This is a genomic window from Mesorhizobium sp. WSM4308, from assembly GCF_002294905.1.
GTDB lineage: Bacteria > Pseudomonadota > Alphaproteobacteria > Rhizobiales > Rhizobiaceae > Mesorhizobium.
In genome coordinates this window covers 347,120-364,353 of the sequence record NZ_NSFW01000001.1, presented here as the reverse complement: position 1 = coordinate 364,353, position 17,234 = coordinate 347,120, and the positions used below count along the sequence as shown (strand labels likewise).

Genomic DNA, 17,234 nt, shown 5'->3' with positions numbered 1-17,234 from the left:
GGGACGGGGGAGCGCCGATGACAAAGAATTTCGCTGCGGTTGCCCCGCAGCGCACGGAACTGGTCTCGATCAGCGATGGCATCGCGACGGTCGACATTGCTCCGGCCGCCGGCGGTGCGCTGGCGTCGTATCGATGGTGGCAAGATGGCGCCGCTGTGGATTGGCTGCGCCCGGCCGATCCAGCGGCGATCAGTAGTCGCGATGCCGGCGCCATGGCCTGCTTCCCGCTCGTTCCCAATTCCAATCGCATAAGGGGCGGCCGGTTCGAGTTCGCGGGACGCACCATCCGGCTTCCGACGACCGCCGACGATCCTCATCGTGAGCATGGTCATGGCTGGCGCCGGCCCTGGGTGGTCGTCAGGCATGAAGCCGGCACGATCGTCCTGCGCTATCGCCACGCCGCCGATTCCTGGCCGTGGAGCCATGAAGCCGAGCAAGAGATAACGCTGGCTGACGGCAGGCTTTGCGTGACCATCAAGGTACGCAACCTGTCGGACGCACCGATGCCGTTTGGCTTCGGCCTCCATCCCTATTTCCCGTCGACGCCGTGGGCGCATGTCCAGGCGCCGGTGTCAGGCATGTGGGAGACGGACACGGAGGTCCTGCCCGTCCGGCATGTCCTGCCGCCGGCAGGAGCCGACCCGTCCATCGGTTTCGACGTATCGGAAGTGGACTTCGACACGGTTTTCACCGGATGGGCGCGCCGCGCCCGGATCTCCTGGCCCGAACACGGACGGCGACTGGACATCGAGGCCGAGGCGCCGCTCGATTTCCTTGTTCTCTACACGCCGCCCGGCGAGCCGTTCTTTTGCGCCGAGCCGGTCAGCAACATCACCGATGCCTTCAACCGCACGGGCGGCGGCATCGACACTGGCTGCATCGTACTGGCGCCCGGTCTGATGCGATCCGCCAGCGTTCGCCTCACGCCGTCCCTGGCCGTTTGGTCCGTATTGCCGACAGCGAGACGAGGCCGGCTCAGAACGGATAGTGCTGGCCGGGGTCCTCGATCGTCACCCAGCGCAAATCGGTGAATTCGGCGATCGAGGCCTTGCCGCCGAAGCGGCCATAGCCCGAGCCCTTGACGCCGCCGAACGGCATCTGCGCCTCGTCGCCGACGGTCGGCCCGTTAATGTGGCAGATGCCCGCCTCGATGCGCGCGGCGACCGCCATGGCACGCTTGATGTCGCGGCTGAACACCGCCGACGACAGGCCGTATTCCGTGTCGTTGGCGACATGCACCGCCTCGTCCTCGCCCTTCACCCGGATCACCGGCTTGACCGGCCCGAAGGACTCTTCGGCATAGACGCGCATGGCAGGCGTCACATGGTCGAGCAGCGTTGCCTCGACAACGGTACCAGCACGCTTGCCGCCGGCGGCAAGCTTGGCGCCCTTGGCGACGGCATCGGCGACAAGCTCCTCCATCTTGTCGGCCGCCTGGCTGCTGATCAGCGAGCCCAGCACGACATGGCCACGCGGATCGCCGGCCGGCAGGCTCGACGCGCGGGCGGCCAGCTTGGAAACGAATTCGTCGGCGATCCTCTCATCGACGATCAGCCGCTCGGTCGACATGCAGATCTGGCCCTGATGCATGAAGGCGCCGAAGGTCGCCGCATTGACCGCTGCGTCGATGTCGGCGTCGTCAAGAACCAGCAGCGGCGCCTTGCCGCCGAGTTCGAGCAGCGCCGGCTTCAGATGCCGCCCGGCAAGCTCGGCGATGATGCGCCCGACCTTGGTCGAGCCGGTGAAGTTGACGCGCTTGACCGAGGGATGCGCGACCAGCGCCTCGACGATCGCAGCGGCATCCTTGGGGTCGTTGGTGACGATATTGATGACGCCCTTGGGCAGGCCGGCCTCGACCAGCACCTGACCGATCAACCGGTGTGTGCCGGGGCACATTTCGGAGGCCTTCAGCACCACCGTGTTGCCGCAGGCGATCGGCATGGCGATGGCGCGGGTACCGAGGATGACCGGCGCATTCCACGGCGCGATGCCGAGGCACACGCCGGCGGGTTGGCGGATCGCCATGGCGATCGTGTCCGGCTTGTCGGAAGGGATGACCTCGCCCGAAATCTGCGTCGTCATCGCCGCCGCCTCGCGCAGCATGTTGGCCGCCAGCATCACGTTGAAACCGGCCCAGGGGCCGGTAGCGCCGGTCTCTTCCATCATCAATTTGGTGAATTCGCCGACCTTGGAGGCCATGACGTCGGCCGCCTTGGACAGCAAGGCGCGGCGCTCGCCCGGCCCGGTCTTCGACCACGTCGTAAAGGCAGCGGCCGCGGCTTCCACGGCAGCATTGGCGTCGGCAACGCTGGCAGCGGCAGCGCGCGTTGCCAGTTTGCCGGTGAACGGGTCCATGCGCTCGTAGGCGGCCGCGCCGGACGCATCCCTTTTGTCGCCGTCGATCAGAAGTCCGATATCCATGATTGTCTCCCTCGCTCCGTCTGGAGCTTCGCGGTTAGAAGCCGAGCACTTCGGCGTTGATCGATGCTTCGAGGCCGCCGTCGACCGGCACGTTGGCGCCGTTGACCCAGCGCGCGCCGTCCGAGCATAGGAACAGCACGACAGGCGCAATATCGCCCGATGTGCCGGCCCGTCCGACCCTGGCAATGTCGCTGTCGACGCGGGCATCGCCAAGCACGGTGCGGAACTGTTTCAGGATCGGCGTCTCGACCGGTCCCGGGCTCACTGCATTGACGCGGATGCCACGGCGTTTGAACAGATCCTGGTGCGCCGCGCGAAAGGTCCACAGCAGGAGCAGTTCCTTCGAGACGGGATAGCCTTCCTCGTTCCTGACCGCATGATCGGCGACCACCTTGGCGACATCCGGGAAACCCTCGATGCCGACCATCGAGGCCGCTCGGTTGAGATTGGCGCGCCAGCCGTAGCCGGCGATCGAGGCGACATTGACGATGGCGCCGCCTTCGCGAAGTCTGGGCGCGAGCCCTTCCGAAAGCGCCCGCAGCCCGAAGAAGTTGACGGCCAGCGTCGACACCGCGCCGGTGTTGCCGGAGAGGCCGGCGACATTGCAGAGCGCATCGATGCGCTGTGGCAGGCGCGCGACCAGCTCATCGACGCCGGCCTTCGACGAGATATCGGCCTTGACGAAACTGCCCACCGCTGCCGCCGGCTCGCGTACATCGACGCCGATCACGTCCGCGCCAAGCTGGCCGGCGAGTTCCGCCGTGCGAGCGCCGATGCCGGAGGCAACGCCGGTGATGAGGATCGTCTTGCCGAAAAGCATGGTCATGCCTTCTCCTGATCAAGTGTGGTTCGCTCCGGCGAGGGGGCGCTGCCGTCATCGGCCGGAGCATTTCCCGGAAGCCTGACGCGGTAGCCGACCGGGAGCAGGCGCAAGCCGAAGCGCCCCTCGATCGTCCCCCACAGGCCGCGCGGCAAGAACAGCGAGAACAGCACGGCGGTGGCGCCGAGGCCGACGAGGTACCAGACCCCGGTGCCGCCGAACCAGGTCTCGATGAGGAAGAACACCAGCGCGCCAAGGATGGCGCCCTCGAACGTTCCGATGCCGCCGACCAGCACCATGAAGATCATGTAGGCGGTCCATTGGACGTTGAAGTAGGTTTTCGGCTGGAAGGTGATGGAGGTCGCCAGCCACAGCGCACCGGCAACGCCGATGCCGAAGGCGGCAAGCACGAACAAAAGCCGCTTGGTGCCGGTGACGCGCACGCCGACCGAGGCGGCGGCATCCTCATTGTCGCGGATGGCGCGGATGGCGGCACCCGTGCTGCCGCGCAGCAGGCCGAACAGGATGCCGAGCAGGGCGGTCATCGAGGCCAGCGCCAGCCAGTAGATCGCCACCCGTCTGGTGCCGGCATCGTAGACGTTGAGCGAGATCAGCGACGTACCGGTTTCGCCTTGCACCAGCCGGTCGAGATTGACCAGGAGATGCGTCAGCGCCGCGATCACCCACATACCGATGGCGAACTCGCCATTCCTCAGCCGCAGCATGAACAACGACAGCGGCCAGGAGACAACGCCGACAACGATCGCCGATACGAAAAGCGAGGCGAAAGGGTTGAGGCCGGCATCGGCCAGCCGGATGGCGAAATAGGCGCCGAGCCCGAAGAACACCTGCTGGCCGACGGAAACCAGGCCGCCGAATCCGGCCAGTGCGTTCCACATCGCCGCCAGGATCACATAGATGAACAATGCCGTCATGCGGTCGACCGCGCCCGCCGAGAGGAACTGCGGCGCGATGGCGAGCAGCGCGATGATGACAGCGACCGCAATCGCCGCGATCCGCGACGTCGTCGTGCCGCGCTCGATGATCGGCGAGGACGAAACGGCGCTCATGACGCGCTCCGCGAAGGCAGGCGCAGCAGGCCGCGCAGGCCAAGGCCCGACGTGGACAGCCGCACGAACAGCACGACGAGGAACACGGCATGGCCGCCGATCAGAAAGCCTTGCGGATGCACTTGCGCGCCGACTGTCTGCGCAAGCGCCAGCACGATGCCGCCGACCAGCGTTCCCCACAGCGAACCGGCGCCGCCGATCACAGCGGCTTCGAAAGCGAACAGCAGTTGCGGCGCGCCGGCATAGGGATCGAAGGTGGCGCGCATGCCCAGAAAGGCGCCGGCAAGGCCGACCGTGACCATGGCGATGGAAGCGGCGATGGCATTGGCGCGACGCGCATCGACGCCGACCAGGCCTGCCGTATCGGGGTCTTCCGAGGTGGCGCGGATCGAGCGGCCAAGCCGGGTGCGGGTGAGGAACAGCTGCAGCCCGCCCAGCAGGATCACGGCGGTGGCGAACATGATTACGGCGAGCTTGCCGACATAGATGTTGCCTGGCCATTCCCAGGAATCATAGGACAGGCTGCCGATATAGGGCGCCAGCGAACGCGTGTCGGCGCCAAACTGCTCGAACAGCATGTTGTCGATGACGATCGCCAGCCCAAACGTGGTCAGGATCGGCAGCAGCGCACCGCCACGCGCGCTGCGTTCGAGCAGGAAACGCTGCAGCGCCCAGCCGATCGCCGCCATCAGCGGCAGCACGATCAGCAGGCCGACAAAGGGCGGGATATGGAACCGCGAGGCGAGCCACCACAGCGCAAAGGCCGCGAACACGGCAAGGCTGCCATGGGCGAGGTTGATGATGCGCATCACCGAGAACATGAAGGACAGGCCACAGGCGATCAGCGCGTAGTAGCCGCCGAGCAGGATGCCCTGGATGATCTGGTTGCTCATGCCGGAACGCTCCCGGGACTTTTCCGGTGCAGGCCGAAATAGGCTTTCGTCACCTCGTCGCGCGACACCGCCTTGCTCGGCCCTTCGAGCGCCACGCGCCCTTCGAGCATGCAGATCACCCTGTCGGAGACCGACAGCGCGCGGCTGAGGTCCTGCTCGACCAGGATGATCGTCGTGCCGGAAGCCATCAGCCCCTGAAGGGCCGCGTAGACACGGTCGACGATCAGCGGCGACAGGCCGAGCGAAACCTCGTCGAGCAAAAGCACTTCCGGGTTGCTCATCAGCGCCCGGCCGATCGCCGTCGCCTGCTGCTCGCCGCCTGAGAGATGGCCCGTCTTGGCATGGCGGCGCGGCTTCAGATTGGGAAACATGTCGAGCACCCTGTCGACGCTCCACTCGCCCGGCCGGCTGGCGGTTCTGCCGAGCAGAAGGTTCTCCTCGACCGTCATCTGCACGAAGAGTTTTCGCCCTTCCGGCACCAGCGCGATGCCCATGCCGACGCGCTTGTGCGACGGCACGTTGGTAAGATCGGCGCCGTCCAGCAGCACGCGGCCGGCCGCCGGCTGGTGCGCGCCGGCAATTGCCCTGAGCAGCGTCGTCTTGCCGGCGCCGTTGGCACCGACCAGCGCCAGCGTCTCGCCGCGTTCGATGCGGAAGCTGACGCCGCGCACCGCCTGCAGCAGGCCGTGGCGGACAACGAGATCCTCAACCGACAGCAGGCTCATTTCGGGCCTCCGCCGAGATAGGCGCGCACGACCTCCGGGTCGGCCATGACGGCTTGCGGCTCGCCGTCGGCGATGATCTTTCCTGCATCCATGCAGATCAGCCGTTCGGCCACTTGCAGCAGGATGTGGACGATGTGCTCGATCCAGACGATGCCGATCTTGCGGCGGCGCAATTCCTTGATCGTGCCGACGAGCTCACCGGCTTCGCCGTCGGTCAGGCCGCCGCCGATCTCGTCGAGCAGCAGCAGCGTCGGCCTTGCCGCCAGCGCGCGCGCCAGTTCCAGCCGCTTGCGGTCGAGCAGTCCGAGCGTCTCGGCGCGGCGGTTGGCAACACCGAGCATGCCGCACAGCTTCAGCGAGCCGAGCGCCTCCTCATAGGCTTCGTCCCGCCCGAGCCCGGCGCCGTGCGAGGCCGCGACGAAGACATTCTCGAAGGTGGTCATGCCGCTGAATGGTTTGGGCACCTGATGCGTGCGCACCAGCCCGAGCCGGCAACGCTGCGTCGCCGGACAGGACGTCACGTCATCGCCTTTGAACCTGACCGTGCCCGCACTCGGCGGAAAGGCGCCGGAAAGCACGCTGAGCAGCGTCGTCTTGCCGGCGCCGTTCGGGCCGACAATGCCGACCGCTTCGTCGGCCGCCATGGCGAAATCGACCGCATCCAGCACCACAAGCGCGCCGAAGCGCTTGTGGATGCCGGCAGCAGCGAGAACAGCCTGTTGTTGCGGATGGGTCACCACCTCGTCTGCGGTCCATCAGCCGTTGTAAGGCTGGAGCTTGGCTTCGACCGGCACTTTCGGATCGGTGGCGTTCTCGGTCACGACATAATCGAGCGGGAATTTGCTGCCTTCCTTGGCGGCCACCCACTGCGTGCCGATGATCGGGCCGGGCGAGACATTGGCGACAGGGCCGCTGGTGAAATCGACCTTGCCGATCATGGTCTCGGTCTTCAGCGTGCTCAGCGCCTTGGCCACCGCCGCCTTGTCCTTGGCGTCGGTGCTGGCCTTCAGCGCTTCGAAGCCGGCGTCCAGCAGCGACATCGAGGCGCCGAGCTGCTGCGTCCACTGCTTGCCGCTCGCTGCCTCGTAGCCGTCGGCGAGCTCGGTGCCCGAAACGCCGGTCAGCGGCGACTTGTAGGGGAAGGCCTTGTGCCAATAGGCGGCGCTCGAAATCTTCATGCCGAGGTCGCCGAGCGCCTCGATGTCGGACGGGAACAGGCCGGTCTTGGCGACCTGGGCGATCTTGATCTGCTTGATCAGCCCCTGCTGTGCCGCCTGGCGCCAGAAGGCGGCGAAGTCAGGCGGGATCGGGAAGGAGTTGAAGATCTCGACGCCTTCCTGCTTGAACAGCGCGATCTGCGAGGAATAGTCGGTGGTGCCGGTCTCGTAGGCGCCGGGGTCGACGATCGTAAAACCTTGCTTGGCCAGGAGCGGCGCCAGATTGGCGCGGATGGCGTTGCCGTCGGCGTCGTTGGGATACATGACGCCGACCTTCTTGTTGGTCTCGATCAGGTCCCATTGCGAGATGTAGGTCTTGAAGAACTCGCCGACGCCGAAGCCGAAATGATAGGTCCATTTGAACGGCGAGGGCGCGCCGGGCTTCGCGCCACGGCCGAAATACCAGGCCTCCCACGGCATGACGGTCGACAGGCAGGGTACCCCTGCGGCCTCGCAGGCATCGGCCACCGGGTTGATCACCTCGGGCGTCGACACCGCCAGCATCAGGTCGATGGCCTGGTTGTTGATCAGGTCCTTGGCGAGCTGGCCGGCGCGGGAGGGATCGGACTGCGTGTCCTGGTCGAGGATTTCAACGCTGTACTTCTTGCCGCCGATCTCAAGGCCGCCGGCCAGCGCCTTGCGGGCAAGGTCGAGCACATAGCCGTCCGTCTGGCCGAAGCCGGCCAGCGGCCCGGTGCGCGGGCTGACGAAGCCGACCTTGAGCGTTTCGCCCGCCTGGGCGAAAGCGCTCTTGCCGCCGAGCGCGAGCGCGGCGCCGCCGGCGATCGAGGTGGCGATGAACTGGCGTCGCGAAATGTCGCTAATGCTGGATTTGCTGCCGATAGAATGGGTCATGCGTTCCTCCCTCTGTGGCTCCTCCATCGGCACAGTGCACCAGCGTTTTGGTTCGGTAAAATGATATTTTGCGGTGTTTCATTAACCTCTGGGTTAGGAGATTTCCGGCAAAGACGGAGCGGTCCAAATGATCCGACGCCTCACTTGCCCGGCCTTGCCGCCTCGCGAATGGTCTGCAGCAGGATGGTGAAGGCCGGCGATGGCGCCGTATCGGTGCGCATCGTCAGGCCGACCGGTCCCTTGGTTTCCTCGGTGTCGACCGGCAGGGCGACGAAGGCGCCGCTGGTGATCTCGTTCGCAACCACGCCGGCCGAAATGATCCACACCGCATTGCTCTGCCGCATGAAGGAGCGGCCAAACGAATCCGAGACGGTTTCGATCTCGGTCGCCGGCGCGGTCATGCCGTTGGTGATGAACAGGCGATCGACGAAGGGGCGGATGACGGATTCCCGGGTCGGCATCAGCACCGGGAATTCATCGAGCCTGGCGAAGATATCCGCTCCCGGTTCGAGCAGCGGATGTCCGGCCCGCACCACGAACAGCACCTGTTCGGAATAGAGATGCTCGAAGAAGAAGCCGGTCATGTTTTCGGGCGCTGCCAGCCGACCGACGACAAGATCGAGCGCGCCGGTGCGCAATTGCTCAAGAAGCACCGCGTTTTCGCCGGTGACGATCTTGATCGCCGCGCCGGTATTTTCCCCAAGGAACAGGCTCATGGCCTTGGGCATGACCTTCGCCGACACGGTCGGCAGCGCGCCGATGCGGATCGGATGCCGGTTGATGGCGTCGTCCTGGCGAACCGAATCGACGCCGCGTTTCAACGCCGTGATCGCCGAACCGGCATGGCTGAGGAAGATCTCGCCAAGCCTTGTGACCCGGATACCGCGCCCGTCACGCTCGACAACGGCGACACCGAGCGCCTCTTCCAGCTCACGCAACGTCTTGGTCACCGCCGGGGCGCTGACATGCAGGAAATCGGCGGCGCGGGCAACGCTGCCCTGCCGCGCGACCTCCAGGAAGGCCTGCAGATGACGAAAGCGGATGCGGCTCTCGGCCATGGATTTGATAACCCCCGAGTTAATGAAATGGCGCAAAATATCATTTTACCGAACCAAATGCCTTGTGCAATGTGGAGGTGGAGGATCGAAATCGTGTCATTCGTCACCATCGGCGGCATCACGCTGCACCATCGCCACCTCAAGGCCACCGACAATGCGCGCGCGATCATATTCATCAATTCGCTCGGCACCGACTTCCGCATCTGGGACGATATTGTCTCGGCGCTCGATGGGGAAATGTCCTTGCTGGTCTATGACAAGCGCGGCCACGGGCTGTCCGACATCGGCGAGATCAAGTCGATCGACGATCATGTCGACGATCTCTCGGGGCTCATCGATCATTTCGGCTTGAAGAAGGTCGTGCTGTGCGGCCTTTCGGTCGGCGGCATGATCGCACAAGGGCTCTACGCCAGGCGCCCAGGCATCGTCGAGGCCATGATCCTGTGCGACACGGCCCACAAGATCGGCACCAATGAGAGCTGGAACACCCGCATCGCGGTCGTCGAACGCAAGGGCATCCAGGCCATTGCCGATGGCGTGCTCAAACTATGGTTCACTCCCGCCTTCCACACCGCGCGGGTGGCCGAACTGGACGGCTATTGGAACATGATGACCCGGCAGGCTGTCGCCGGTTACGTTGGGACTTGCGCAGCCATCCGCGCCGCCGATTTTACCGATGCAGCACGCCGCATCGCGGTACCGACGCTCTGCGTCGTCGGTGACCAGGACGGCTCGACGCCGCCCGCTCTCGTCCGGTCGCTGGCCGCTCTGATCCCCGGTTCGCGTTTCGAGATCATCCGCGACGCTGGACATATTCCCTGCGTCGAACAGCCTGAGGCGCTCACCGCGCTGATCCGCGATTTTGTCGCATCGTTTGCCCCTGGAGCAGAAAACCATGGATGAAGTCCCCGGCAACGCAGCCAGATATCGCACTGGCCTCGCGGTGCGGCGCGCGGTGCTCGGCGATCGGCATGTCGATCGGGCCGAGGTCGCCGCCACCGATTTCGATCAACCCTTCCAGGAACTGATCACCGAGGCAGCCTGGGGGACTGTGTGGGCCCGGCCGGGCCTCAGCAAACGCGAGCGCTCGATCGTCACGCTGGCGCTGCTGGCGGCACTCGGCCATGATGAGGAGGTCGCCCTGCATGTGCGCGCCACCGCCAACACCGGTGCGACGCGCGACGATATCTGCGAGGCGTTCCTGCATGTCGCCATCTATGCCGGTGTGCCGGCCGCCAACCGTGCCTTCAGAATAGCCAAGGACGTGTTTTCGGAAATGGACGGAGCCGACAATGCCCGCTGAGTCCGGCTCGAACCGGAAGCCCGAGACCGGCGCCTTCTTCCAGCGCGACCGGACATGGCATCCTCCGGCGCTGACGCCGGGCTATAAGAGTTCGGTGCTGCGCTCGCCGCAAAAGGCGCTTTTGTCCTTCGACAACACGCTGTCGGAAATAGCCGGACCGGTCTTCGGCCACGCCATGCTGGGTGAGCTCGACAACGACCTGATCCATAATTTCGCCAGGCCGGGCGAGAGCGCCATCGGCGAACGCATCATCGTCCATGGGCGTGTGCTCGATGAGCGAGGTGTTGGCGTTCCCGACGTGCTGATCGAATTCTGGCAGGCCAATGCCGGCGGCCGCTACCGCCACAAGAAGGACGGCTATCTGGCGCCGCTCGACCCGAATTTCGGTGGCTGCGGCCGCACCATTACAGCCGAGGATGGTGGCTATGCCTTCCGCACCGTCAAGCCCGGGCCCTATCCCTGGCCGAATGGTCCCAATGACTGGCGCCCGGCGCACATCCATTTCTCGGTTTTCGGCCACGGCTTCGCGCAGCGGCTGATCACGCAGATGTATTTCCAGGGTGACCCGCTGATCTGGAAGTGCCCGATCGTGCGCGGCATCGCCGACAAGGCGGCCATCGAGGCGCTCACGGCGATCCTCGACACGCAGGCGACCATTCCGATGGATGCGCTCGCCTACAAGTTCGACATCGTGCTGCGCGGCCGCCGCTCGTCGTTGTTCGAAAACCGGCTGGAGGGCAATTGATGGCCCAGTCGCTCGACCGGCTGAAGGAGAGCGCTTCGCAGACAGCCGGGCCTTACGTCCATATCGGGCTGACGCCGAACTTCTGCGGCATCAGTGGCGTCTATGCGACCGATCTTGGCTCGACCATGGTCAACGACAAGACCAAGGGCGAGCGCATCGGTCTCAAAATCCGGGTGCTCGACGGCACCGGCACGCCGCTCAAGGACGCCCTGATCGAGATCTGGCAGGCGGATGCGGACGGACTCTACAATTCGCCGACCGAGATGCGCGGCGCGGCCGATCCGAACTTCTTCGGCTGGGGCCGCTGCCCGACCGACATGGAAACCGGCATCTGTGCATTCGAGACGATCAAGCCCGGCCGCGTGCCGTTCCGGGATGGAAGGCTGATGGCGCCGCACGTCACACTGTGGATCGTCGCGCGCGGCATCAATCTCGGCCTGCACACACGGCTCTATTTTTCCGACGAGGAAAAGGCCAATGGCGAGGATCCGATCCTGGCGCGCATCGAGCACCGCGTCCGCGTGCCGACTTTGATCGCCGGGCGCCAGGGCGACATTTACGTCTTCGATGTCCATCTCCAGGGGGAGAAGGAAACGGTCTTCTTCGACAGTTGATGGTCAGGAGAAGCAAGACATGACCGTATCGCCCTTTGACCATCCGCTGCTCTCGGCTCTCCTCGGTGATGAGGAAGCATCGCGGCATTTTTCCGTGGAGGCGGAAATCGAGGCAGCGCTGGCGTTCGAGCGTGCGCTGGCGGAAGCGGAGGCCCGAAACGGGATCATCGGCAGGGATGCCGCGGCAGCGATTGTGACGGCGCTTGGCACGTTCCGGCCGGACACCGCCTTGCTCAGGGCGGGTGTCGCCAAGGACGGCGTCATGGTGCCGGAACTGGTGCGCCAGATCAGGGTGGCGGTCGGTGAACCGCATGGTGACATGGTGCATTTCGGTGCGACCAGCCAGGACGTCATCGACACGAGCCTGGTGCTTCGGCTGAAAGCGATCGTCGAGCATATCGGCCTGCTGCTGACCGAAACCGTTTTGCGCCTCACCTCGCTTGAGCAGCGCTTTGGCGGCAGGGCACTGGCCGGCATGACCCGCATGCAGCCGGCGATCCCGGTCAAGGTGGCGGATCGCGTCATGGCGTGGCGGGCGCCGCTGCAAAGGCATCAGGAGAGGCTGTCGGAACAATCCACTCGCCTGCTGGTGGTACAATTCGGCGGCGCCGCCGGCACGCTGGAAAAGCTCGGCGACAAGGGGCCGGCGGTGCGCGCCGCGCTTGCCGCAAAACTCGGCCTTGCCGATGCAGCGCAATGGCAGAGCCAGCGCGACACGCTCGCCGACTTCGCCGGCTGGCTGTCGCTGCTGACCGGCAGCCTTGGGAAGTTCGGCCAGGACATCGCGCTGATGGCGCAGGGCGGAATCGACATCACGCTCTCCGGCGGCGGCGGCTCGTCGGCCATGCCGCACAAGCAGAACCCGGTGAAGGCCGAGGCGCTGGTGGCGCTGGCCCGCTTCAACGCCATGCAGCTTTCCGGCATGCATCAGGCACTGGTGCATGAACAGGAGCGCTCGGGCGCGGCCTGGATGCTGGAATGGCTGTTGCTGCCACAGATGGTCGTCGCCAGCGCCGCGTCGTTGCGGCTCGCCGCCGAACTGGCCGGACAGATCGAAAGCCTCGGTCACTGATGCGCACGCAGGTCGCCATTATCGGCTCGGGACCCTCCGGCCTGCTGCTTGGCCAGCTTCTGGCCGGCATCGGCGTCGAGACGGTCATTCTCGAACGCTCGAGCCGCGAGCATGTGCTTGGCCGCGTGCGGGCAGGGGTGCTCGAACAAGGCACGGTGGAACTGCTGGAAGAGGCTGGTGTTGCCGCGAGGCTGCATGCCGAAGGCCTGCCGCATTCTGGCATTTCGCTGGCTTTTGACGGGCGCCTGCACCGCATCGATCTCGCCGCACTCACCGGCGGCAAGCATGTCACCGTCTATGGCCAGACCGAAGTGACGCATGATTTGATGGACAAGCGCGAGGCGGCCGGGCTGACCACGGTCTACGAGGCGGCCAACGTTGCGCTGCATGGTTTCGATGGCGCCGCACCGTTCGTCACCTATGACAAGGACGGCGTCTCTCATCGCATCGATTGCGATTTCATCGCCGGCTGCGATGGCTATCACGGCGTCAGCCGCAAATCGGCGCCGGAGCGCGCGCTGAAAACCTTCGAGCGGCAGTATCCGTTCGGCTGGCTCGGCGTGCTCGCCGAAGTGCCGCCGGCCGATCACGAACTGGTCTACGCCAATCACGAGCGGGGTTTTGCGCTGTGCTCGATGCGCTCGACGCATCGCAGCCGCTACTATGTGCAATGCCCACAGGACGACCATGTCGAGGCCTGGTCCGACGACCGTTTCTGGGACGAGTTGCGCCGCCGCTTGCCGGAACGGACGGCGGCAAGCGTCACCACCGGGCCATCCTTCGAAAAGTCGATTGCGCCGCTGCGCTCCTTCGTCGCCGAGCCGATGCGCTTTGGCCGGCTGTTCCTGGTAGGCGATGCCGCCCACATCGTGCCGCCGACCGGTGCCAAGGGTCTCAACCTCGCCGCCAGCGATGTACGCTATCTCTTCGCCGGCCTGCGCGAGTTCTACGTTGGAAAGTCGCAAGCTGGTATTGAGGCCTATTCGCAAAAGGCGCTGGCGCGGGTGTGGAAGGCTGTGCGCTTTTCCTGGTGGATGACGACCATGCTGCACCGCTTCCCCGATACAGGCGATTTCGGTCAGCGCATCCAGGAAGCCGAACTCGACTATCTCGTGCACTCGCGGGCCGCGTCGACCGCGCTCGCCGAGAACTATGTCGGCCTGCCCTGGTGAAGGCTCTTTCTTTGACGCAATCCGGACGGAAAACCGCTCAACGCTTTTCCTGGAATTACTTTATCCCTTGATGGCCGAGCCGACGATGGAATCAACGAAGAAGCGCTGCAGCAGGACGAACAGGATGAGCGGCGGCAGCACGGCCAGTGTCGCGCCGGCCATCACCAGGCCGGTATTCACCGCGCCACGATTGTAGCTCAAGAGCCGGCTCAGGCTGATGACGATCGGGTAGGCGTCGGCATTGCCCTGCAGCACGGTCAGCGGCCAGAGATAGCTGTTCCAATGGTAGACGAAGGCGAACAGGGCGAGTGCGGCGATCGCCGGCGCGACGCTGGGCGCCACGATCTTGAACAGGATCAGCAACTCCGAAGCGCCGTCCATGCGCGCGGCGTCGATGAGGTCGTCCGGCACGCCGGCGATGAACTGGCGCATCAGGAAGATGCCGAAGGCATTGGCCAGATTGGGCACGATGATGCCGGCCAGGCTGGCATTGAGCCCGATCGAGCCGACGAGGCGATAGAGCGGGATCAACGTCACGATCGGCGGCAGGAACATGGTGGCGATCAGCAGCGAAAACAGCAGCGATTTGGCGGGGAAGTGGTATTTGGCGAAGGCATAGCCGGCCATCATGCTGGTGCTCAGGATGCCGGCGGTGGTGATCGTGGCGATGACCAGGGAGTTCCACATCGAGCGGCCGACATTGACCACGCCGGAAACTTTTTCATAGGCGTCGAGGCTCGGTGTGTGCGGTATCCACACCGGCGGCACCTGCATGCTCTCGGCCGGGGTTTTCAGGCTCGACAGCACCATCCACACCAGCGGGAAGGCCGAGGCGACGGCGACCAGCAGCATCAGCGTCGCCAGCAGCGCCTTGCGGCCGGACGGGCGCTTGCGTGACAGCCGGCTCGACGATCCCCCGCTCATTCCTGATCCTTCCGGTTGGCGAGGGCAAACAGCGCGCAGACCACGACGATCAGCGACAGCATCAGCATGACCGCCATCGCCGAACCCAGTCCGCCTTGCGCGCGTTCGATGCCGACGCGGCGGATGTGGTAGGTGAGCACATTGGTCGAGCCGACCGGCCCACCCTGCGTGATCAGCGCCACCGGCTCGAACACCTGCACGGCGTTGATGATGGCGATGACGGCGCTGAACAAAAGCGTGCGCCGCATCAGCGGCAGTGTGATGAAGCGGAACTGCTCCAAGCGATTGGCGCCGTCGAGCTTGGCCGCCTCGTAGAGGCTGCCCGGGATCTGTGTGAGGCCAGCGATCGCCAGCACGGTGAAATAGCCCATCTGCTGCCAGACATTGAGCAAGACGATCGAGACCAGCGCCGAGCGCGGCGACGACAGAAAGGGCTGCGGGCCGATGCCGATGAGGCCGAGCATCTGGTTGAGCGGCCCCTCGCTCGGCGAATAGAGCTTCGACCAGACCAGCGCCACCGCGATCATCGGCACCATGTAGGTGGAAAACAGCACCGTCCTTAGCGCCGTGCCGCCGGCGACGTCATGCTGGTAAACCATCAGGCCGAAGGCCACCGACAGCGGCAGGATGAGGATGACGGAGAGCGCGGTGTAGATGGCGGTGTTGGTGAGCGCGCCCTTGAAGTCACGCCCGACCGAGGAGGCCCCAAAGATCTCGCGGAAATTGTCGAGGCCGATGAAGCTGGCGCTGGAAAACGGCGTCTGCGTCGACCAGTCCTGAAAGGACAGCCAGACGGTGAGCAGCATCGGCAACAGGATGAAGATGCCGATCAGCGTCACGGCGGGCGCAAGCATGATGCCCGCCGAGGCACGGTACCTCTGGATCATTATTTGGCGGCGCGCTCCAGGATCGAGGTGGCGTCAGCCTGTGCCGTCGCCTGCGCATCCTTGGCCGAGACCTGGCCATACTGCAACGCCTCGAGCGTCTGCTGCAGGGATTCCGAGAATTCCTGTCCGCCCGGCACCACCGGGAACGGCTTGGCATCGGTCAGCACGCTGACATAGCCGGAGAGGAATTCCGAGCCGAGCTTGTCCTTGTGCGCCTCGATGTCGGACAGGCGCGAGGGCAGGATGCCCATCGACATCAGGATGTCGGACATCGCCGAGGCGCCGTTCTTGCCGGATTTCGGATTGTTCAGCCAGGCCAGGAATTCCCACGCCGCCTTTTGCTCGGCCGCGCCGGCATTGGCGTTGACCACGGTCATCCAGGAATAGGAGATCGAATGCGGCTTGTCGCCGCTCGGGCCGACCGGGATCGGCGCGGTGGCGATGTCCGCGAATTTATCGCCCATGCCGGTCTTCAGCGCGCTCTCCCACCAATTGGCCATGATGATCATGCCGGTCTTGCCGGAGACGAAATTGTCGAGGAACGGACCCGTGGTGTTGGCATCCGCCGTCGCCATCGCCGGCACGCTGGCGCTCGACTTGATCAGGTCCTCATAGAGCTGGAAGGTCTGTGCCGCCTGCGGGCTGTCCAGCGCCGGCTTGCCGTCCTTGACCAGCTCGCCGCCGTTGGAAACGAGCAGCGAAGCGAAGGGATGGACGACGCCGGCCGCCCAGCTGTTGATCATACCGAAACCTTGCTGGCCGGCCTCCTTGTTGGTCAGCTTCTTCGCCGCATCCTTGAACTCGTCCCAGGTTTTGGGTGGTGCCGCGATACCCGCCTGCTTGAACAGCGCCTTGTTGTAGTTCAGCGCATAGACGTCGATCTCGTTGGGAATGCCATAGAGCTTGCCGCCGACAGAGGCAGCGCTGGTGACGCCCGCCGGCCACGCGCCCTTGACCTCGCTGGCCACCGCGTCGGGCGCGGGCGCAACCAGCTTGTCGCGGGCGAGTTCCGGCAGCCACAGATCGTAGATGCCGCCGATCGTCGGCCCGTCCGAGCCGCCGCCTTGCGAGCGCAGCGTGGTCAGGAGATCACCGAAGGGCACGGCGCGCACGGTGACGCTGACGTCCGGATTGGCCTTGGCATAATCCTTGGCCGCAGCCTCCAGCAGCGCAACCGTCTCCGGCGACCAGTGCGTCAAATAGGAGATGTTGACTGATTGCGCCCATGCCGTGGCAGGCAGGATGGCCAGGCCCGCGGCCAGCGCCAGTTTCGAAGTCCAGGCAAACGACATTCCTCATCCTCCTATCGATCACCATGACGTTATGACAACTTTAGGCGGTGGCGCAAGAGCCTGTCGGCGAAAAAGCTTTGTATTGACCGGTTTCAGATTCTTCCGCCTTGTCGGTTACGATAGTTTTATCGTTTGAAAACAAAATGTTGATGGCATCTGGTTGCCA

The 17,234-nt window shown here is 65.0% G+C and carries 18 protein-coding genes; 7 read left to right on the top strand and 11 right to left on the bottom strand.

Annotated elements, in window-relative coordinates:
• Nucleotides 1–17 precede the first annotated feature (17 nt).
• Complete coding sequence (locus tag CK227_RS01725) at nt 18–1,031, top strand: aldose 1-epimerase (protein ID WP_245318040.1); 1,014 nt, start codon at nt 18–20, stop codon at nt 1,029–1,031.
• On the opposite strand, the gene CK227_RS01720 is transcribed toward CK227_RS01725, so the two are convergent.
• The 8 genes from CK227_RS01720 to pcaQ all read right to left on the bottom strand — a co-directional run bounded on the left by CK227_RS01720 (nt 976) and on the right by pcaQ (nt 9,059).
• The gene (locus CK227_RS01720) at nt 976–2,421 is read right to left on the bottom strand and encodes an aldehyde dehydrogenase (RefSeq protein WP_095771234.1); all 1,446 of its coding nucleotides are present in this window, start codon (nt 2,419–2,421) and stop codon (nt 976–978) included. The genes CK227_RS01725 and CK227_RS01720 overlap by 56 nt on opposite strands.
• A 34-nt stretch (nt 2,422–2,455) precedes the next feature.
• A complete protein-coding gene (locus CK227_RS01715; protein ID WP_095771451.1) occupies nt 2,456–3,241 on the bottom strand; it encodes a coniferyl-alcohol dehydrogenase in 786 nt (261 codons plus the stop codon).
• A 2-nt stretch (nt 3,242–3,243) separates the two neighbouring features.
• Nucleotides 3,244–4,311, bottom strand: a complete 1,068-nt coding sequence (locus tag CK227_RS01710) for a branched-chain amino acid ABC transporter permease (protein WP_095771233.1) — start codon at nt 4,309–4,311, stop codon at nt 3,244–3,246.
• On the bottom strand, nt 4,308–5,204 hold the full coding sequence (locus CK227_RS01705; protein ID WP_095771232.1) for a branched-chain amino acid ABC transporter permease: 897 nt from the start codon (nt 5,202–5,204) through the stop codon (nt 4,308–4,310). The genes CK227_RS01710 and CK227_RS01705 overlap by 4 nt, the downstream gene beginning before the upstream one ends.
• The gene (locus tag CK227_RS01700) at nt 5,201–5,929 is read right to left on the bottom strand and encodes an ABC transporter ATP-binding protein (RefSeq protein WP_095771231.1); all 729 of its coding nucleotides are present in this window, start codon (nt 5,927–5,929) and stop codon (nt 5,201–5,203) included. Before CK227_RS01700 ends, CK227_RS01705 begins: the two co-directional genes overlap by 4 nt.
• Nucleotides 5,926–6,669 carry an ABC transporter ATP-binding protein gene (locus tag CK227_RS01695; RefSeq protein WP_095771230.1) on the bottom strand — a complete coding sequence of 248 codons (744 nt, stop codon included), beginning with the start codon at nt 6,667–6,669 and terminating at the stop codon, nt 5,926–5,928. The genes CK227_RS01700 and CK227_RS01695 overlap by 4 nt, the downstream gene beginning before the upstream one ends.
• A 15-nt stretch (nt 6,670–6,684) precedes the next feature.
• Complete coding sequence (locus CK227_RS01690) at nt 6,685–8,001, bottom strand: ABC transporter substrate-binding protein (protein WP_095771450.1); 1,317 nt, start codon at nt 7,999–8,001, stop codon at nt 6,685–6,687.
• A gap of 140 nt (nt 8,002–8,141) precedes the next feature.
• On the bottom strand, nt 8,142–9,059 hold the full coding sequence (gene pcaQ / locus CK227_RS01685; protein WP_095771229.1) for a pca operon transcription factor PcaQ: 918 nt from the start codon (nt 9,057–9,059) through the stop codon (nt 8,142–8,144).
• Nucleotides 9,060–9,128: 69 nt separating this feature from the next.
• On the opposite strand from pcaQ, the gene pcaD reads away from it, so the two are divergent.
• Genes pcaD through pobA form a run of 6 tightly spaced genes read left to right on the top strand, consistent with a single transcriptional unit; the run spans nt 9,129 to nt 13,965 of the window.
• Nucleotides 9,129–9,962 (top strand): 3-oxoadipate enol-lactonase, encoded by an 834-nt coding sequence (gene pcaD / locus CK227_RS01680; protein WP_179295780.1) that lies wholly within the window; start codon nt 9,129–9,131, stop codon nt 9,960–9,962.
• Nucleotides 9,955–10,362 carry a 4-carboxymuconolactone decarboxylase gene (gene pcaC / locus CK227_RS01675; RefSeq protein WP_095771228.1) on the top strand — a complete coding sequence of 136 codons (408 nt, stop codon included), beginning with the start codon at nt 9,955–9,957 and terminating at the stop codon, nt 10,360–10,362. Before pcaD ends, pcaC begins: the two co-directional genes overlap by 8 nt.
• Nucleotides 10,352–11,107 (top strand): protocatechuate 3,4-dioxygenase subunit beta, encoded by a 756-nt coding sequence (gene pcaH, locus CK227_RS01670; protein ID WP_095771227.1) that lies wholly within the window; start codon nt 10,352–10,354, stop codon nt 11,105–11,107. The genes pcaC and pcaH overlap by 11 nt, the downstream gene beginning before the upstream one ends.
• On the top strand, nt 11,107–11,721 hold the full coding sequence (gene pcaG, locus CK227_RS01665) for a protocatechuate 3,4-dioxygenase subunit alpha (protein WP_095771226.1): 615 nt from the start codon (nt 11,107–11,109) through the stop codon (nt 11,719–11,721). Before pcaH ends, pcaG begins: the two co-directional genes overlap by 1 nt.
• Before the next feature lie 19 nt (nt 11,722–11,740).
• A complete protein-coding gene (locus CK227_RS01660) occupies nt 11,741–12,793 on the top strand; it encodes a 3-carboxy-cis,cis-muconate cycloisomerase (protein ID WP_095771225.1) in 1,053 nt (350 codons plus the stop codon).
• On the top strand, nt 12,793–13,965 hold the full coding sequence (gene pobA, locus CK227_RS01655; RefSeq protein WP_095771224.1) for a 4-hydroxybenzoate 3-monooxygenase: 1,173 nt from the start codon (nt 12,793–12,795) through the stop codon (nt 13,963–13,965). Before CK227_RS01660 ends, pobA begins: the two co-directional genes overlap by 1 nt.
• 60 nt (nt 13,966–14,025) lie before the next feature.
• On the opposite strand, the gene CK227_RS01650 is transcribed toward pobA, so the two are convergent.
• From CK227_RS01650 to CK227_RS01640, 3 genes are read right to left on the bottom strand one after another with little or no spacing between them, the layout of a single operon-like run.
• Nucleotides 14,026–14,889 (bottom strand): carbohydrate ABC transporter permease, encoded by an 864-nt coding sequence (locus tag CK227_RS01650; RefSeq protein WP_095771223.1) that lies wholly within the window; start codon nt 14,887–14,889, stop codon nt 14,026–14,028.
• The gene (locus tag CK227_RS01645) at nt 14,886–15,776 is read right to left on the bottom strand and encodes a sugar ABC transporter permease (RefSeq protein WP_095771222.1); all 891 of its coding nucleotides are present in this window, start codon (nt 15,774–15,776) and stop codon (nt 14,886–14,888) included. Before CK227_RS01645 ends, CK227_RS01650 begins: the two co-directional genes overlap by 4 nt.
• On the bottom strand, nt 15,776–17,068 hold the full coding sequence (locus CK227_RS01640) for an extracellular solute-binding protein (protein ID WP_095771221.1): 1,293 nt from the start codon (nt 17,066–17,068) through the stop codon (nt 15,776–15,778). Before CK227_RS01640 ends, CK227_RS01645 begins: the two co-directional genes overlap by 1 nt.
• Nucleotides 17,069–17,234 lie beyond the last annotated feature (166 nt).

Coding starts and splice junctions, on each gene's coding strand:
- CK227_RS01725 (WP_245318040.1), top strand. CDS start 18: ATGACAAAGAATTTCGCTGCGGTTGCCCCGCAGCGCACGGAACTGGTC.
- CK227_RS01720 (WP_095771234.1), bottom strand. CDS start 2,421: ATGGATATCGGACTTCTGATCGACGGCGACAAAAGGGATGCGTCCGGC.
- CK227_RS01715 (WP_095771451.1), bottom strand. CDS start 3,241: ATGCTTTTCGGCAAGACGATCCTCATCACCGGCGTTGCCTCCGGCATC.
- CK227_RS01710 (WP_095771233.1), bottom strand. CDS start 4,311: ATGAGCGCCGTTTCGTCCTCGCCGATCATCGAGCGCGGCACGACGACG.
- CK227_RS01705 (WP_095771232.1), bottom strand. CDS start 5,204: ATGAGCAACCAGATCATCCAGGGCATCCTGCTCGGCGGCTACTACGCG.
- CK227_RS01700 (WP_095771231.1), bottom strand. CDS start 5,929: ATGAGCCTGCTGTCGGTTGAGGATCTCGTTGTCCGCCACGGCCTGCTG.
- CK227_RS01690 (WP_095771450.1), bottom strand. CDS start 8,001: ATGACCCATTCTATCGGCAGCAAATCCAGCATTAGCGACATTTCGCGA.
- pcaQ (WP_095771229.1), bottom strand. CDS start 9,059: ATGGCCGAGAGCCGCATCCGCTTTCGTCATCTGCAGGCCTTCCTGGAG.
- pcaD (WP_179295780.1), top strand. CDS start 9,129: ATGTGGAGGTGGAGGATCGAAATCGTGTCATTCGTCACCATCGGCGGC.
- pcaC (WP_095771228.1), top strand. CDS start 9,955: ATGGATGAAGTCCCCGGCAACGCAGCCAGATATCGCACTGGCCTCGCG.
- pcaH (WP_095771227.1), top strand. CDS start 10,352: ATGCCCGCTGAGTCCGGCTCGAACCGGAAGCCCGAGACCGGCGCCTTC.
- pcaG (WP_095771226.1), top strand. CDS start 11,107: ATGGCCCAGTCGCTCGACCGGCTGAAGGAGAGCGCTTCGCAGACAGCC.
- CK227_RS01660 (WP_095771225.1), top strand. CDS start 11,741: ATGACCGTATCGCCCTTTGACCATCCGCTGCTCTCGGCTCTCCTCGGT.
- pobA (WP_095771224.1), top strand. CDS start 12,793: ATGCGCACGCAGGTCGCCATTATCGGCTCGGGACCCTCCGGCCTGCTG.
- CK227_RS01650 (WP_095771223.1), bottom strand. CDS start 14,889: ATGAGCGGGGGATCGTCGAGCCGGCTGTCACGCAAGCGCCCGTCCGGC.
- CK227_RS01645 (WP_095771222.1), bottom strand. CDS start 15,776: ATGATCCAGAGGTACCGTGCCTCGGCGGGCATCATGCTTGCGCCCGCC.
- CK227_RS01640 (WP_095771221.1), bottom strand. CDS start 17,068: ATGTCGTTTGCCTGGACTTCGAAACTGGCGCTGGCCGCGGGCCTGGCC.